Origin of the sequence: Rhizobium sp. BK112, from assembly GCF_014193215.1 — a bacterium.
Classification (GTDB): domain Bacteria; phylum Pseudomonadota; class Alphaproteobacteria; order Rhizobiales; family Rhizobiaceae; genus Rhizobium; species Rhizobium anhuiense.
In genome coordinates this window covers 69,030-84,667 of the sequence record NZ_JACHYZ010000007.1, presented here as the reverse complement: position 1 = coordinate 84,667, position 15,638 = coordinate 69,030, and the positions used below count along the sequence as shown (strand labels likewise).

Sequence of the window (15,638 nt, the reverse complement as noted above, 5' to 3'; positions counted from 1 at the left end):
CATCGGTATGGTTTTCCTACTGCTTGCTGGCGGCAACGGTCACGGGTATCCATTGCAAAATGTTGGGGCTGCTTCATCCAGGCGGCCGACTTTTCATCGGAGGCGGTCATGAAGCGTGGCATGGCAGGGGGCTTGAAGGCCGTCCTATTCGGCATATTGGCATTGCTTGCGCTTTTTTCGGCGGTTTCGCCTGGCTTTTCCCAGACGCCGCCGGCGCAAGTGCCTGCCGCGGCCACCCCGCCGGCGCAGGTGCGTGAGATGATGGAGCTCATGCAGACGCCCGAGGTCAAGCAGTGGATGTCGACGCAGATGGCCGCGACGCCTGCGGCCAACGCAGCGTCTGAAAACCAGATGTCGGTTCTGTCAGGTCTGCTGCAGCATGCCCGCCGGCATGTCTCGATGGTCTCCGATGCGGCGATGACGCTGCCCTCGCAGGTCGGCAATGCCTCCTCACTGTTCTTCGGTGAAATCGCCGTCACCGGCTGGCCGCGGATGGTGGCGCAATTCCTGGCGATTTTCCTGCTCGGCGCGATCGTCGAAAGCATTGCCCGTTATGCCTTCCGCCGCCGTCGCCGCCGGCTGATTGAGATGGAGGGCATGCATCTGGCGCCGCGCGTCATCCCGGCGCTGATCTTCGCGGCGGCGACCATGCTCACGCTTCTCAGCCTCAGCTGGCCGCCGTTCAGCCAAAGCATCGCGATCGTCTGCGTCGTCGCGCTCATCGTCCAGCGCTTTACGATCTGCCTCGGCGGCGTGCTGGTCGATCTCATCGGGCTGGCGCGGGCCGACGAAGAACGGCAGGGTATCACCGGTCCGATCATGCCGGGACGTGACGTCGCGCTCTTCTGGTATCGCCGCTGTGCGACCTTCGTCATCTATTTCATCTTCGGCTGGGCGGCGATCCAGTCGATGGAACCGCTTGGCTATACCTCGAGCGCCCGGCTTCTCGTCGGCTATATCCTCGGCATCGGCCTGTTGCTGATCGCGATCGAGGCGGTCTGGTCACGGCCGCACAAGGACGAGAAGCGCGATCACGGGACCTCCTGGGCGCTCACCGTCTATTTCCTGTTGCTGTGGAGCATCTGGGTTGCGGGCTTCAACTGGCTGCTTTGGCTCGGCATCTATGTGCTGCTGCTGCCGCGCGTACTCGCCGTTTCGACGCTTGCGGTGAGATCGCTGCAGCAGACCGAAGCGAGCTTCTTGGCCACGCGCCGGATTGCGACGGTGCTGCTCGACCGGGGCGTGCGGGCATTGATCATTGCCGTTGCCGCCATCTGGCTTGGCCATATGCTCGGCGTCGGCGCCGATACGATGGCCGCGGGCGACACGATGGTCGACAAGATCGCGCGCGGCGTCATCGGCGGCATCGTCATCCTGTTGGCCGCCGACCTGCTCTGGCATGTCATCAAGGCCTATATCAACGGCAAGCTGCTCGATTCATCCGTGGATGGCGGAACAACGGATGAGGAGAAGGCCAAACGCGCGCGGATACATACGCTGTTGCCAATCTTCCGCAATATCCTTGCCGTGGTGATCGCCGTCATCGCCGTGCTGATGGTGCTGTCGGGCCTCGGTATCGAGATCGGGCCGCTGATCGCCGGCGCCGGTGTGGTCGGCGTCGCTGTCGGCTTCGGCGCCCAGACGATCGTCAAGGACGTCATCAGCGGCATGTTCTATCTCTGGGACGATGCCTTCCGTATCGGCGAATATATCGAGAGCGGCAGCCACAAGGGCGTGGTCGAGGCCTTCAGCCTGCGTTCGGTGAAGCTCAGGCACCATCGCGGCCCGCTGACGACGGTGCCGTTCGGCGAACTCGGGGCGGTCAAGAACCTCAACCGCGACTGGACGATCGACAAGATCAGCCTCAACGTCAAATACGACACCGATCTCGTCAAGGCGAAGAAGGTGATCAAGCAGATCGGCCAGACGCTGCTCGAAAATCCGGAATTTGGTCCGCACATCATCGAGACGCTGAAGATGAAAGGTGTCGAACAATTCGGCGAATTCGCAATCGAAATCCGGCTGTCGATGATGACGAAACCTGGCGAGCAATTCGTCATCCGCCGCAATGCGCTGGCGATGATCCGCAATGCCTTCAAGGAAAACGACATCGAATTCGCAGTGCCGACCGTGCAGGTGGCGGGCGATCGCGACGCGGAGGTTGATGCCGCCGTGGCGCGCTACGCCGCGCATGCACGGGCGGGCAGCGAGCCGGCGGCGTAAACCCTCACATCGCCCCGGCGGCTGCAATCAGCAGGCCACCGATGATCGCCATGTTGGTTTTCCAGGTATTGATCGCGCTGTCGCGCGCCGTACCCTGCATGTCCCAGAAATTCAGCAGCATGATGGTGGCGGCAAGGGTGAAGACGATGAGGCCGAATGCCGCCGCCGCGACGAAAAGTCCCAGCATCAGCAGGAGGCCGGCCGCGATCTGGAACAGGCTGCCCGAGAGCAGTACCCATTTTGCAAAGGGAACGCCGCGGGCTTCGATTGCCGCGGTCAACGGCACGATGACGAAAAAATGATGAATCCCGCCCGCGACATAGAGGCCGCCCAGCAATAGGCGTCCGAGGACAAGCATCATGAGGGCCGGACTATCCTGCATATCGAACCGTTCTCCCGGATCTCAAATCCCATCGTAGGGCCAAGTTCTTTCGAAGCTTACGAAAATGCAATGTGCCGCGACGCCGGCCTGCGCAAATTCGCCCCAATTGAGGATGATTGAGGCGCAAAGGGCGGGGCGGGGTAGCGGCGGCATGGCTTCATAGAGCTTCCATGCCTCCTATGTTACGTCTTTCAAAAATGATTCCCGCCACGCTAGCAGTTGCGACAGGTACGAGATGTCGGGTCACGGCAATTTGGAAAATATAGAAGAATCGGACGGCGGGTTTTCTTTTCGCGGGCTATTCAGACGGTACAGAACGCCGCTGACGGCCGCGGCGACACTCGTGGTCTTCTGCCTTGTCGGTTATGCGATCATGCAGCTGACCAACGAGGTGCGCTACGATGACGTCGTCGACGCGCTGGCGGCAACCCGGCCGAGCGCCATCCTGCTTGCTCTGTTCTTCACGGGGCTGAGTTTTCTCTCGCTGATCTTCTACGACCTCAACGCGATCGAATATATCGGCAAGAAACTGCCTTTTCCGCATGTGGCGCTGACGGCGTTCAGCGCCTATGCGGTTGGCAATACCGCCGGCTTCGGCGCGCTTTCAGGCGGTGCGATCCGTTACCGTGCCTATACGCGTCTCGGGCTCTCGCCGGAGGATATCGGCCGCATCATCGCCTTCGTCACGCTGTCCTTCGGTCTCGGGCTTGCGGGCGTCGCGGCGATCGCCCTCATCATCATCGCCGACGAGATCGGCCCGCTCATCGGTGTCAGCGCCTTCCTCCTGCGATTGATCGCCGGTTCGATCGTCGCCATCCTGGGCGCGGTGATGATCATCGGCCGTGACGGGCGCGTGCTTGATCTCGGCCCTGTGGCAATCCGCCTGCCGGATTCGCGCACCTGGTCGCGCCAGTTCCTCGTCACCGCCTTCGATATCGCCGCCTCGGCGTCGGTGCTCTACGTGCTGCTGCCGCAGACGGCAATCGGCTGGCCGGTCTTCCTCGCCGTCTATGCCATCGCCGTCGGTCTCGGCGTGCTCAGCCACGTTCCGGCCGGCCTCGGCGTGTTCGAGACCGTGATCATCGCGTCGCTCGGCAGCGCGGTGAACATCGATGCCGTGCTCGGATCGCTGGTGCTCTACCGGCTGGTCTACCATGTGCTGCCGCTGCTGATCGCCGTGCTCGCGGTGTCGGCGGCGGAGCTGCGTCGTTTCGTCGACCATCCGGCCGCCTCCAGCGTGCGGCGCATCGGCGGACGGCTGATGCCGCAGCTGCTCTCGGCTCTTGCGCTGCTGCTCGGCGTCATGCTGGTGTTTTCGAGCGTCACGCCGACGCCGGACCAGAACCTAGAATTCCTCTCCAACTATCTGCCGCTGCCGATGGTCGAAGGGGCGCATTTCCTCTCCAGCCTGCTGGGGCTGGCGCTCGTCGTCGCCGCACGCGGCCTCGGCCAGCGGCTCGACGGCGCCTGGTGGGTGGCGGTGTTCTCGGCTGTCGCCGCGCTGACCTTGTCGCTGTTGAAGGCGATCGCGCTGGTTGAAGCCGCTTTTCTCGCCTTCCTCATCTTCGGGCTCTTCGTCAGCCGCCGGCTCTTTACCCGCCATGCCTCGCTGCTCAACCAGGCGCTGACGGCGTCCTGGCTGATGGCGATTGCCGTCATTGTCGTCGGCGCCGTCGTCATCCTGCTCTTCGTTTATCGTGACGTCGAATACAGCAACCAGCTCTGGTGGCAGTTCGAATTTACCGCCGAGGCGCCGCGCGGGCTGCGCGCCGTGCTCGGCATCACCATCATCTCGTCGGCGATCGCCATCTTCAGCCTGCTTCGGCCGGCGGCCTTCCGGCCGGAACCGGCCACGGACGAGGCACTGGCGCGTGCCGTCGAGATCGTCATGAAGCAGGGCAATGCCGACGCCAATCTGGTGCGCATGGGCGACAAGAGCATCATGTTCTCGGAAAAAGGTGACGCCTTCATCATGTATGGCCGGCAGGGCCGCTCCTGGATCGCACTGTTCGACCCGGTCGGCGAGCATCGCGCCGTGCAGGAGCTCGTCTGGCGTTTCGTCGAAGCGGCGCGCGCCGCCGGCTGCCGGGCGGTGTTCTATCAGATCTCACCGGCGCTGCTTTCCCATTGCGCCGATGCAGGCCTTCGCGCCTTCAAGCTTGGCGAACTGGCGGTTGCCGATCTCAGGACCTTCGAGATGAAGGGCGGCAAATGGGCGAACCTTCGCCAGACGGCAAGCCGCGCCCAGCGCGACGGGCTGGAATTCGCCGTCGTCGAGCCGCAGGACATAGCCTCGGTCATCGATGATCTCGCCGCCGTTTCCGCCGCCTGGCTCGAGCATCACAACGCCAAGGAAAAAGGCTTCTCGCTCGGCGCCTTCGATCCCGATTACGTTTCATCGCAGCCGGTCGGCATCCTGAAAAAGGACGGCAGGATCGTCGCTTTCGCCAATATCCTTGTCACCGAATCCAGGGAGGAGAGCACGATCGATCTGATGCGCTTCTCGCCGGACGCACCGAAGGGCTCGATGGACTTTCTCTTCGTGCAGATCATGGAATATCTGCGCGGACAGGGTTTCACCCACTTCAATCTCGGCATGGCGCCTCTTTCCGGCATGTCGAAACGCGAGGCGGCGCCCGTCTGGGACCGCATCGGCAGCACTGTTTTCGAACACGGCGAGCGCTTCTATAACTTCAAAGGCCTTCGGGCATTCAAATCCAAGTTTCATCCGCACTGGCAACCGCGCTATCTTGCGGTCTCAGGAGGGGGCAATCCGATGATCGCGTTGATGGACGCGACATTTCTGATCGGGGGCGGATTGAAAGGGGTAGTGAGAAAATGATCAGGACAATCCTTCTTGCCACGGCATGCGCCTGCATGCTCGCGGCCGCACCGGCTAATGCCGCCGAGGAAACCAAGCAGAGCTTCGAAACCGGGCTCATTCCGTCGCCGCACATCTTCCTGCCGGAAGGAGAGGTGAAAGGCACGGTGATGCTGATCTCGGATGCCGCCGGCTGGGGCGACTATGAGAAGGCCGAGGCCGACAGGCTGGTCGCCGAAGGCGCCGTCGTCATCGGCATCGACTTTCCCTCCTACATCCAGGCGCTCAGCCGGTACGACGTCAGCCTCAACGACGGCTGCATCTACATGGTCTCGGATATCGAATCGCTGAGCCAGCAGGTGCAGCGCGCGACCGGCAACAGCGCCTATCATCTGCCGATCGTCGCCGGCATCGGCGAGGGCGGAGCCTTGGCGCTGGCGATCGCGGCGCAAACGCCGGATGCGACGATCGGCCAGACGCTTGCCGTCGATCCGGTCGCCGGCATTCCGCTCACCCAGGCACTTTGCACGCCGGCTTCCAAGCAGGTGGTTGGTCAACGCACAGTCTATGGACTCAGCGACGGCGTTCTGCCGGACCCTGTGATCACCGTCTTCACGCCTAATGCCAACAAGGATGGCCGGGCGCATGCCGAGGCATTGAAGAAGGCCCATGCCGAGATAGAAATCCGCGATTCCACCGATGATGCGCAGACGGTGTTTGCCGATACGCTCGACGATCTCGTCACTGCCTCCGGTGCCTTCGGCAACCCGCTCGGCCTGCCGTTGGCGGTGCTCGAGGCGACGCCCGCCTTCGATACGATGGCGGTGATCTATTCCGGCGACGGCGGCTGGCGCGACATCGACAAGGAGGTCGGCGGCACGCTGCAGAAGGAAGGCATTCCTGTCGTCGGCGTGGATTCGCTCCATTATTTCTGGTCCGAGCGTAAGCCGGAGGAGACAGCCGGCGATCTTTCGAAGATCATCGACTTCTACCGCAAGCAGTGGAAGGTGAAGCATGTGCTGCTCGTCGGTTATTCCTTCGGCGCCGATGTCGTACCCGCCACTTATCAGCTCCTCAAGCCGGCTGAAAAGTCGGCGGTGGCGCAACTGTCGCTGCTGTCGCTGTCGCACGAAGTCGACTATGTCATTTCCGTTCTCGGCTGGCTCGGCCAGAAGACGGAAGGGGCGGGAGGCGATCCCGTCAGCGATGTGAAGAACATCGATCCGAAGCTCGTGCAATGCATCTACGGCAAGGACGACGATGACGATGTCGCCTGTCCGGCGCTGAAGGATAGCGGCGCCGAAGTCATCGAACTGCCCGGCGACCATCACTTCGACGAGAATTACGACCTTCTCACCAAGACGATCATCGACGGGCTGAAGAGGCGACTGCAGGACTAGAGCAATTCCAGGAAAAGTGCGAAGCGGTTTTCCGTCCGGAATTGTGTAAACAAAAGTTAGAGCGGTTCTGCGCTTCTGCGAAAAGCCGAACCGCTCTAAAGCGCAGCGCGTCCGATAGGACGCGCTGAGGACGCTGATTATCAGCGCATCAGCGTCTCTTCGCTCCAGCCGAGTTCGGCGAGTTCTGTGCCACGGAACCGCGCATCGTCGGCGACGATGAACTCGTCGAGTTGCGGCGGAGCGACGCTGGTGCCGGAAAGCATCGCATGCACCTGGCCGCGATGATGGGTCTGATGCTGGAAGAGGTGGGCGAGCACGTCTTCCATCCGCTCCTCCTGGATGCGAGCGCCGCGATGGAGGCGGACGGTGGAGACCAGCTTCTCCGGCGTCAGGGCCTCGCAAAGCGCTATCAGGCGCTGATCGACCTTCGCCTGCGCCTCTGCCAGCGAGGAAACGTCATCGAAGGGTTCGTCGACCTCGAAGGCCTGGAACCCGAGCGTGCCGCCTTCCAGGCCATCGACATAGAACCAATCGACCGTGATGATATGGTTCAAGGTTTCCTTGAGCGAGGGAAAGAAGCTGGTGCGCGGGGCCTCGAATTCACCGGGCTTCAATGCCGCGCAGGCCTGAAGCAGACGGCGGTTGGCAAGCGCATTGTTATAGGCAAGTTTGCGAAACGGCCTGACGGGATCGAAGGTCGGCATAGGCACATCTCCTCTTCACACGTGCTGGAATGTTTGCGTCAGTCCTCGTCATCGAGATTGCCGTCCCGCCAGACGAGGTGACGGGGCGCGGCGGGCAGGTTCTCGATTTCATCGGCGATGAAATAGGGCGGGATGTCGAGCGCGGTCAGGGCCGTGCGCGTCGCCGACACCCATTTGAATTCGAGATGATTGTCGCCGTCTTCGACGCGATGGATGATTTCGTGTGACTGAAAAGGGAAGTCCGGCGGAATCTCCATCAGATAATAGAGGCCGAGCTCATGCCAGTCGCGCTGCTCATAGTGGAAAAAATTCTCGACGATCCAGAGCAGGCGGGAGACGGTGACGTCGACGCCCAGTTCTTCCATCATCTCCCGTTTCAGCGTCTCCTCCGACGTCTCGCCTATTTCCGCCCTGCCACCCGGAAAGGTCCAGAAGGGTTCATGCACGGCGCGATGAACGAGCACATGGCCATTGCGAAAACCGAGGCCGGCGATGCGATAGTTGAAACGCTCGGCGCCCGCATTCAGGCGGATGAGAGTGCGCTTGGTCATGCCATTCTATCCAAGATCGATCACGACGATTTCCGGCGGCACGCCGAAGCGCACCGGTGCAATGGAACAGCCGAGGCCGCCGGACACGATGATATTACGCCCCTCCTCAACCATATGGCCATAGGCGTAGCGATTGCCGTAACGCGAGGGCACGACCGGCGAACGGCCCAGCAGCCGGATCTGTCCGCCATGCGTGTGGCCCGATAGCGTTAGCGAGACGCGCTCTGGCACGCGCGGGAAGATATCGGGTTCATGGGCGAGCAGGATGACAGGCGCATCGTCGGTCACCTGAGCCATCGTTCCCTCGAGATCGTCGAGGCCGAGCATATGCGTGCGGCCCCACTTCCGGCCGGGCAGCAGCGCCAACTGATCTTCGAGGCCTGCGAGCCAAAAGCCGCGGCCATCCTTTTCGAGCCGAACGGCGCGGTTGCCATAGACCGGGATTCCGACATCGGCGAGAGCCCGGTGTCCGAATGTTTCCATCCCGCCGTTCTTCTGGGCGGTGCGGTCCTCCCACCAATCGTGGTTGCCCATGACCGCATGGACTCCGAGAGGAGCCCGCAAGGTGGCGAGCGCCTTCGACCATTGGCCCGAATGCACGTATTGGGTCACCATGTTCATGCCGGCGGCATAATCGCCGAGCAGAATGGTCATATCGCCTTCGAGTTCATTTGCCCTGTGGCAGATCGCGGCAATGCGACTTGCCGACATCCAGGGTTCGCAGGCGTGCAGATCGGCGAGCGCGACGATGCGGAGCTTCAGCCCCGGTGTCCATCCCGGCGGTGTCAGCCGGTAGCGGGTGATGGCGAGCCGCGCGAGCGGTTCATAGGCGAAGGCATAACCACCGAGTGACATGACGCCTGCGACACCGCCGCCGAGAACCTTGAAAAATCCGCGGCGGGTGATCACTCAGTTATCCTCCTGAAACAGCCGGAACTGCGCAGCCTCCATATCCTTAGGTGGTTGCATTCCCAGATGTTTCCACGCGATTGCGGTCAGAACGCGGCCGCGTGGCGTGCGCTGAATGAAACCCTGCTGGATCATGTAGGGCTCGATGATGTCCTCGATCGCGTCGCGCGGCTCGGAAAGGCCGGCGGCAATGGTTTCAATGCCGACTGGGCCGCCGCCGAAATTGACCGCGATCATGTTAAGGTAACGTTTGTCGAGCTGGTCAAAGCCGACATTGTCGACCAGCAGGCGGGTCAGCGCCTCGTCGGCGATCTCGCGGGTGACGGCCTCTGCCCTTGCCACCTCGGCAAAGTCGCGCACGCGCCGCAACAGCCGGCCGGCGATGCGCGGGGTGCCGCGGGCGCGTCTTGCGATCTCGCGGGCGCCCTCTTCGGTGATCGGCAGGTTCATCAGCCGCGCGCCGCGGCGCACGATGAGTTCCAGTTCCTCGACGGTGTAGAAGCTCAAGCGGACCGGAATGCCAAAGCGGTCGCGCAGCGGCGTCGTCAACAGTCCGAGGCGAGTGGTGGCTGCCACCAGCGTGAATTTCGACAGGTCGATCTTCACCGAGCGAGCTGCAGGGCCTTCCCCGATGATCAGGTCGAGCTGAAAATCCTCCATGGCCGGATAGAGGATTTCCTCGACGGCGGGGTTGAGGCGATGGATCTCGTCGATGAAGAGCACATCTCGCTCCTCGAGGTTGGTGAGCAGGGCGGCGAGATCGCCAGCCTTGGCGATCACGGGACCCGACGTCGAACGGAAGTTGACGCCGAGCTCCTTCGCCATGATCTGCGCCAGCGTCGTCTTGCCGAGGCCGGGCGGGCCGACGAAGAGCACGTGGTCCAGCGCTTCGCCACGGTTTTTCGCCGCCTCGATGAAGACCTTGAGATTGGCGCGCGCTTCCGCCTGGCCGGTGAACTCGTCCAGCGATTGCGGGCGCAAGGTGATATCTAGGTCTTCGCCCCGCTTTTCCGGTGATATCAGGCGGGCGGGTTCGCTCATGTCAGAAGCTCCATACCTGGCACAGTCTTGAACGCGTGCCGGTCAAATGTCTTGGTCGCCTGGCATCCCTCATCCGCGGCGCGGTAGCCAATCAAGGCATCGGCAAAATCTGCGTTTCGCGTTTCCACGGCCCTCAGGGCCTTGATCACCAGGGTCTGGTTCTCGATGTCCAATCCTCTGACGCGTGTCAATTTGCCGATTGCCTCGACAACATCCTTTTTCTTGAAGCCGAACCGGGCGCGCAACGCCCAATCCAGTTCCAAGAGATTCAGAAGCGAGAGAAATCCACGATAGTCCCTGCCGATACCTTCACCGAACTTCAGCGCGGCAGCCCTTTGCTCCGGATCGTCGTCGACAATAAGCCTCAGCAGGACGTTTGTATCCACACCATACGCAATCATGCGGCGACATCCGATTTCGACCGCGTGGCTTCGTCGACCACATCGCTGCCCGCAGCATCGGTCACCGTTGCGTCGATCTCCTCCAGGGAAGCACGTCCATTTGGAGGCGATCCGAGAAGGCCTGCGAGATCGTTGAAGTTGATCGATTTTGGTGTGATCACGACCTCTCCGTCGATGATGGAGAAAACAAGCTGATCGCCGGGCTGAAGACCGAGAGCATCCCGCAGTTCCTTCGGAAGCGTTATCTGGCCTTTGGGTGAAAGCGTAAATTCTCCCCACATCGATCAGTAGTCCTATTTTGGTGAGTGAGTCGGAAAATTTGTCATTTGTCGGAAAATCGACAGTTTATCCTACTCTACCGCGCCAGTTCCTTCAATCCCAATCGGATCAGCTTGGCGCTGTCTGCACCATCGCCTGCCGTCTTCATGGCTGCGGCAATCGCATTCGCCGCCTGGTCGCGGGAATAGCCGAGGTTGGTCAGTGCGGAAACCGCATCGGCGACAGGTGCTGCCGCGACACCTTCGCCGAGTTCCTGTTTGAGGCCGATATTGATCGCTTCGCCGGCAAAGGCCGGCGCCCGGTTCTTGAGCTCGGTGACGAGGCGCATCGCCACTTTCGGACCAACGCCCGGTGCGCGGGAGACGGCGGCGCGGTCCTGTAGGGCGATCGCATTGGCAAGTTCGCCCGGCGTCAACGTCGACAGCACGGCGAGTGCCACCTTGGCGCCGACGCCCTGGACGCTCTGGAGCAGGTTGAACCATTCCCGCTCCAGCGCGCTCATGAAGCCGAAGAGCTTCAACTGGTCCTCGCGCACATAGGTCTCGATGAACAGCACGCAGGCCTCGCCGGCCGAGCCGAGCTTGGACAGGGTGCGGGCCGAACAATGGGCGACGTAGCAGACGCCGTGCACATCGACGAGCACATAGTCTTCGCCGATCTCGTCTATGGTGCCTTTCAGCTTGCCGATCATGGGTCGCGGTCTCTCAGCAGATGGGAACAAGTCAAGTATAGATTAACCGGCCAGTGCCTGGCGCATCCTGTTACTGCCGCGATTATGCGCGTGGCAGATGGCGATCGCCAGGGCGTCGGCAGCATCGTCGCCCTTGAATTCGACTTTCGGCATCAGGATCTTCAGCATCATGTGGATCTGGTGCTTTTCGCCATGGCCGACGCCGATGACGGCCTTTTTTACGGCGTTCGGGGCATATTCCGAAACCGGCAGGCCGGCACGCGCCGGCACCAGCATGGCGATGCCGCGGGCCTGGCCAAGCTTCAAGGTCGCCACCGCATCCTTGTTGACGAAGGTCTGTTCGACGGCGGCTTCATCCGGCTTGTAGCTATGGACAATCTCCGCCAGGCCGTCGTGCAATTGGCAAAGGCGGGAGGCAAGGTCCATGTCGCCATCGGAGGTCACGGTTCCAGACGCGACAAACCGCAGGGAATTGCCCAGCGTGTCAATGATTCCCCAGCCGGTGCGGCGAAGTCCGGGATCAATACCGACAATGCGAATCGTATTTTGCATGGTTCAACCTATAGCGATCGCGAAATAAGTGCCATCGATATGTGAACAAAACAAAAACACTCCCGGATTTAGGCCCCGCTATTTACCGCGAATTAAAACAGATGCCCGAATTCTAGTCGTCAATACGAGAGGGGCGTCTTTTCACGAAGATTAAGCCCCCGATGTTCTGTTTACAGGTCAGTCGATCGGGCATGCGCTGCATGCCAGGCCGGCAAGCGCGTTCAGAAGGGGTTCGTCGTACATGGCACAGAGATTTCAATCCCTGTCCTTCAAGGTCATCGTCACATTCATTCTGCTGACCGTGCTGTCGATCGCGGTCATCGACGTACTCGCCTATTTCGCCAGCAGCCGCATCTCCGACGAGCAGGCGCTGAAGGCCAAGGAAAGCGTGCTGATCTTCCGCGGCGACATGCTGCAGGACCAGCTGGCGCAGCTTGAAAACCAGGCCAACTCGATTGCGCGCATCGAGGCGCTGCAAATGTCGATCACCAGCCTGAAGAGCGGCTGGAAAACCATCGAGAAGACCTCGGGCGACGCTCGTGCCGAGCTGAAGAAGGTTTTCATATCGAACAATCCCAACCCGGCCGACCAGCGCGAGAAGCTTATGAAGCCGGAAGGGCCGAGCGGCTTTTATTATTCGAACCATGAGAAGACGCAGGGCGAAGTCGCCCGCGACCTCGAGGATACCGCCTTCAGCGACCTGCTGATCGCCGATCTCGAGGGCACGGTCCTCTATTCCTATAAGAAGGAGGACGATTTCGCCGAGAACCTGAAGTCGGACGCCTGGAAGGCAACCGGCGCCGGCATCGCTTTCGCCAAGGCGATCGAGAATACCGCCAAGGCGACCGATGATGCCGCGCCGACAGGTTTCTCCGGCCTTCGCGTCGATGCCGGCAGCGGCAAATCGGCGATCTTCTATGCCGTGCCGATCATCAAGCTCGGAGCGGCCAAGGGCATCATCCTCTTCAAGGTGCGCGACGACATCGTCACCGGCATCCTTGCCAAGGGCATCGTCCAGGGCAGCACGGCACGGGCGGCGATCGTCTCCGGCGATGGATCGGCTATCGGTCTCGATGCGGCCGGCAAGCTTGCCATGCTCGATGCCACACCCTTCACCTTCATCCAGAGCGCACTTGCCAGTTCGGCGATGACGGTTGCCGATTTCAACCGGGCGGATGGTGCCGCCCGTGCCTATGTCCGCGGCATCGACTATCGCGGCGACCGCTTCCTGGTGGTCGAGAGCGTGCTGCTCAGCGAACTCAATGCCGGCTCGATCGAGATCGCCACTCTGCTGACGATGATCGGCATCGGCGTGCTCGTCGTCATGGCGGTCGCGACCGGCCTCGTCACCAATTTCCTGTTTTCGCCGCTTGCGCGCCTTGCCGGCGTCACCCGCGATGTCGCGGACGGCAAACTCGACAGCGAGATCGGCAGCCTGAACCGCAAGGACGAAATCGGCACGATGGCCAACGCGCTCGCCCGCTTCCGGCAGTCGCTGATCGAAGGCCGCGAGCTCGAAGCCGCCAGTGAAGAGACGCGCCTGCAGGCCGAGCACGACCGCCAGCAGAATCTGGCCGAGCGCGAGGCAGAGGCGAAGACGCTGCAGCAGGTGGTCGAGGCGCTCGACGAGGGCCTGCATCATCTGGCGAACGGCGATCTCGCCTACCAGATCGATACACGCTTCCCGAACGAGCTCGAAAGCCTGCGGGTCAATTTCAACGAAGCGCTGGCGACGCTCAGCGAAACCATGACGGCAATCGGCGGCAACTCGATGGCGGTGCGCGCCGGCTCCGAGGAGATGCGCACCGGCGCCGACGAGCTTGCCGGGCGCACCGAGCGCCAGGCCGGCTCGATCACCGAAACGGCGAATGCGATCAGCGCCATCACCCAGTCGGTCCGTCAGCAGATCGAGCGGGCCGAACAGGCCGAGCGCATCGCTCGCGACGCCAAGAAGGAAACGACGGGCTCCGGCCAGATCATGCAGGAGACGATCGCGGCGATGGAGGCAATCCAGGCTTCCTCGCGCCAGATCAACACGATCATCTCGGTCATCGACGACATCGCCTTTCAGACCAACCTCCTGGCGCTCAATGCCGGCGTCGAGGCGGCGCGCGCCGGTGAATCCGGCAAGGGCTTCGCCGTCGTCGCCATGGAAGTGCGCGAGCTCGCCCAGCGCTCATCGAGCGCGGCGAAGGAGATCTCCAACCTGCTGCAGAAATCGACGCATGAGGTCGAAAGCGGCGTTACGCTGGTGGAAAGGGCGGGCGTTGCTCTCACGGGCATCGGCGCCCATGTCGAGGCGATCAACGGACAGATCAACGAGATCATGGGCGCGACCCGCGAGGAGGCCAATACGCTGCGTGAGATCAATAGCGCTGTCGCCGAACTCGACGCGATGACGCAGCAGAACGCCTCGATGGTCGAGGAGACGACGGCGGCGATCCACCGGCTGGCGACGGAAGCCCTGGAAATGGACCGCCAGCTCGGCAATTTCACGCTGCCGCAAGGCCACCACCAGCCGAGCGCCGAGGTGCATGTGCTGCGCCGTCACCGCTAAGCTATCGCTTCCAGCATCTGGCAGGGTCGCGCTCGCGCGGCCCTTTTTGTTTGCGCGCATGGTTTGGAATGGCGCGAGGGCGAACCTACATAGGCTGCATCCTTCAACTGCCCGGCAGGTTTTCCATGGTTCCCTTCTCCATACTCGACCTTTCCCCCGTTGCCGAAGGCAGCACCGTGCGTCAGTCCCTCGAAAGTTCGGCGCGGATGGCTGAGAAGGCCGAGGAGTTCGGCTACAAGCGCTTCTGGCTCGCCGAACATCACGGCATGCCGGGGATCGCCAGTGCCGCCACATCAGTCGTCATCGGCCATGTCGGGGCTGCGACCAAGCGCATCCGCATCGGCTCGGGCGGCATCATGCTGCCCAATCATTCGCCGCTCGTCATCGCCGAGCAGTTCGGCACGCTGGAGGCGCTTTTCCCCGGCCGCATCGATCTCGGCCTCGGGCGCGCGCCGGGAACGGATATGCGCACGGCACAGGCGCTGCGGCGCAACCTCGAAGCCGGCGCAAACAGCTTCCCCAACGACGTGGTGGAATTGCAGCAACTCCTTGGCACGCCGGTCGAGAACCAGGCGATCCTCGCCGTTCCCGGCAATGGCTCGCATATCCCGATCTGGCTGCTCGGTTCCAGCCTTTACAGTGCGCAGCTCGCCGCCATGCTCGGGCTTCCATATGCCTTCGCCTCGCATTTCGCACCCGACATGCTGCTCGATGCGATCGCCATCTACCGTGACCGTTTCCAGCCTTCGGCGACACTCGACAAGCCCTATGTGATGGTCGGCGTCATGGGCGCGGTGGCGGCGACGGACGAGGAGGCGCGGTACCATTTCACCTCCGCCCAGCAGCAGTTCGTCAATCTGCGCCGCAATGTCCGCGGGCCGTTCCCGCGTCCGGTGGCCGATATGGAGGACTTCTGGTCGCCGATGGAGAAGATGAATGTCGAACACACGCTGCGTTATGCCGTCGTTGGCTCGCCAAAGACGGCCGAAGCGAAACTGACGGAGTTTCTGCGGGAAACAGAGGCCGACGAGGTGATCATCTCGATGCCGATCCATGACATCGAGGCGCGGCTGAAATCGGTGGAGCTCTTCGCGGGGCTGGGGAGCTTCATGCGAGCCGCCGCTTAG

Annotated in this window: 14 protein-coding genes; 5 read left to right on the top strand and 9 right to left on the bottom strand. The window is 62.0% G+C overall.

Annotated elements, in window-relative coordinates; all coding sequences use genetic code 11:
- Positions 1–108 precede the first annotated feature (108 nt).
- Entirely contained in the window at positions 109–2,223 is a 2,115-nt protein-coding gene (locus FHT75_RS19935) for a mechanosensitive ion channel family protein (RefSeq protein WP_063475350.1), read from the top strand.
- Positions 2,224–2,227: 4 nt separating this feature from the next.
- Here the strand turns inward: FHT75_RS19935 and FHT75_RS19930 are convergent, their stop codons facing one another.
- A complete protein-coding gene (locus FHT75_RS19930; protein WP_028755532.1) occupies positions 2,228–2,605 on the bottom strand; it encodes a DoxX family membrane protein in 378 nt (125 codons plus the stop codon).
- Positions 2,606–2,840: 235 nt separating this feature from the next.
- Between FHT75_RS19930 and mprF the strand changes: the two genes are divergently transcribed.
- Both mprF and FHT75_RS19920 read left to right on the top strand, forming a co-directional pair.
- The gene (gene mprF, locus FHT75_RS19925) at positions 2,841–5,447 is read left to right on the top strand and encodes a bifunctional lysylphosphatidylglycerol flippase/synthetase MprF (protein ID WP_063475351.1); all 2,607 of its coding nucleotides are present in this window, start codon (positions 2,841–2,843) and stop codon (positions 5,445–5,447) included.
- Entirely contained in the window at positions 5,444–6,826 is a 1,383-nt protein-coding gene (locus tag FHT75_RS19920) for a virulence factor family protein (RefSeq protein WP_063475352.1), read from the top strand. The genes mprF and FHT75_RS19920 overlap by 4 nt, the downstream gene beginning before the upstream one ends.
- 140 nt (positions 6,827–6,966) lie before the next feature.
- Here FHT75_RS19920 and FHT75_RS19915 read toward each other — a convergent pair whose 3' ends face one another.
- From FHT75_RS19915 to ruvC, 8 genes are all read right to left on the bottom strand, one after another.
- Positions 6,967–7,530, bottom strand: coding sequence for a DinB family protein (locus tag FHT75_RS19915; RefSeq protein WP_063475353.1), 564 nt, complete (start codon positions 7,528–7,530; stop codon positions 6,967–6,969).
- Positions 7,531–7,568: 38 nt separating this feature from the next.
- Positions 7,569–8,081 (bottom strand): NUDIX hydrolase, encoded by a 513-nt coding sequence (locus FHT75_RS19910; protein ID WP_028755536.1) that lies wholly within the window; start codon positions 8,079–8,081, stop codon positions 7,569–7,571.
- Positions 8,082–8,087: 6 nt separating this feature from the next.
- On the bottom strand, positions 8,088–8,990 hold the full coding sequence (locus tag FHT75_RS19905; protein WP_028755537.1) for a metallophosphoesterase: 903 nt from the start codon (positions 8,988–8,990) through the stop codon (positions 8,088–8,090).
- Complete coding sequence (gene ruvB / locus FHT75_RS19900; RefSeq protein ID WP_003552548.1) at positions 8,991–10,031, bottom strand: Holliday junction branch migration DNA helicase RuvB; 1,041 nt, start codon at positions 10,029–10,031, stop codon at positions 8,991–8,993.
- Entirely contained in the window at positions 10,028–10,432 is a 405-nt protein-coding gene (locus FHT75_RS19895) for a PIN domain-containing protein (protein WP_049810847.1), read from the bottom strand. The genes ruvB and FHT75_RS19895 overlap by 4 nt, the downstream gene beginning before the upstream one ends.
- On the bottom strand, positions 10,429–10,713 hold the full coding sequence (locus FHT75_RS19890) for an AbrB/MazE/SpoVT family DNA-binding domain-containing protein (RefSeq protein WP_028755538.1): 285 nt from the start codon (positions 10,711–10,713) through the stop codon (positions 10,429–10,431). Before FHT75_RS19890 ends, FHT75_RS19895 begins: the two co-directional genes overlap by 4 nt.
- Before the next feature lie 74 nt (positions 10,714–10,787).
- Positions 10,788–11,402 (bottom strand): Holliday junction branch migration protein RuvA, encoded by a 615-nt coding sequence (ruvA, locus tag FHT75_RS19885; protein WP_028755539.1) that lies wholly within the window; start codon positions 11,400–11,402, stop codon positions 10,788–10,790.
- Between the two features lie 42 nt (positions 11,403–11,444).
- On the bottom strand, positions 11,445–11,954 hold the full coding sequence (ruvC, locus tag FHT75_RS19880) for a crossover junction endodeoxyribonuclease RuvC (protein ID WP_028755540.1): 510 nt from the start codon (positions 11,952–11,954) through the stop codon (positions 11,445–11,447).
- A 241-nt stretch (positions 11,955–12,195) separates the two neighbouring features.
- Between ruvC and FHT75_RS19875 the strand changes: the two genes are divergently transcribed.
- Both FHT75_RS19875 and FHT75_RS19870 read left to right on the top strand, forming a co-directional pair.
- Positions 12,196–14,511: a methyl-accepting chemotaxis protein gene (locus FHT75_RS19875; RefSeq protein ID WP_047616505.1), complete on the top strand. Its 2,316-nt coding sequence runs from the start codon at positions 12,196–12,198 to the stop codon at positions 14,509–14,511.
- 125 nt (positions 14,512–14,636) lie between these two features.
- Positions 14,637–15,638, top strand: coding sequence for an LLM class flavin-dependent oxidoreductase (locus FHT75_RS19870; protein WP_063475354.1), 1,002 nt, complete (start codon positions 14,637–14,639; stop codon positions 15,636–15,638).

What these genes read in the sequence shown, in the direction of transcription:
- FHT75_RS19910 (WP_028755536.1), bottom strand. Translation starts at nt 8,081, where the DNA reads ATGACCAAGCGCACTCTCATCCGCCTGAATGCGGGCGCCGAGCGTTTC.
- mprF (WP_063475351.1), top strand. Translation starts at nt 2,841, where the DNA reads ATGTCGGGTCACGGCAATTTGGAAAATATAGAAGAATCGGACGGCGGG.
- ruvC (WP_028755540.1), bottom strand. Translation starts at nt 11,954, where the DNA reads ATGCAAAATACGATTCGCATTGTCGGTATTGATCCCGGACTTCGCCGC.
- FHT75_RS19870 (WP_063475354.1), top strand. Translation starts at nt 14,637, where the DNA reads ATGGTTCCCTTCTCCATACTCGACCTTTCCCCCGTTGCCGAAGGCAGC.
- FHT75_RS19890 (WP_028755538.1), bottom strand. Translation starts at nt 10,713, where the DNA reads ATGTGGGGAGAATTTACGCTTTCACCCAAAGGCCAGATAACGCTTCCG.
- ruvB (WP_003552548.1), bottom strand. Translation starts at nt 10,031, where the DNA reads ATGAGCGAACCCGCCCGCCTGATATCACCGGAAAAGCGGGGCGAAGAC.
- FHT75_RS19895 (WP_049810847.1), bottom strand. Translation starts at nt 10,432, where the DNA reads ATGATTGCGTATGGTGTGGATACAAACGTCCTGCTGAGGCTTATTGTC.
- FHT75_RS19930 (WP_028755532.1), bottom strand. Translation starts at nt 2,605, where the DNA reads ATGCAGGATAGTCCGGCCCTCATGATGCTTGTCCTCGGACGCCTATTG.
- ruvA (WP_028755539.1), bottom strand. Translation starts at nt 11,402, where the DNA reads ATGATCGGCAAGCTGAAAGGCACCATAGACGAGATCGGCGAAGACTAT.
- FHT75_RS19935 (WP_063475350.1), top strand. Translation starts at nt 109, where the DNA reads ATGAAGCGTGGCATGGCAGGGGGCTTGAAGGCCGTCCTATTCGGCATA.
- FHT75_RS19875 (WP_047616505.1), top strand. Translation starts at nt 12,196, where the DNA reads ATGGCACAGAGATTTCAATCCCTGTCCTTCAAGGTCATCGTCACATTC.
- FHT75_RS19915 (WP_063475353.1), bottom strand. Translation starts at nt 7,530, where the DNA reads ATGCCGACCTTCGATCCCGTCAGGCCGTTTCGCAAACTTGCCTATAAC.
- FHT75_RS19920 (WP_063475352.1), top strand. Translation starts at nt 5,444, where the DNA reads ATGATCAGGACAATCCTTCTTGCCACGGCATGCGCCTGCATGCTCGCG.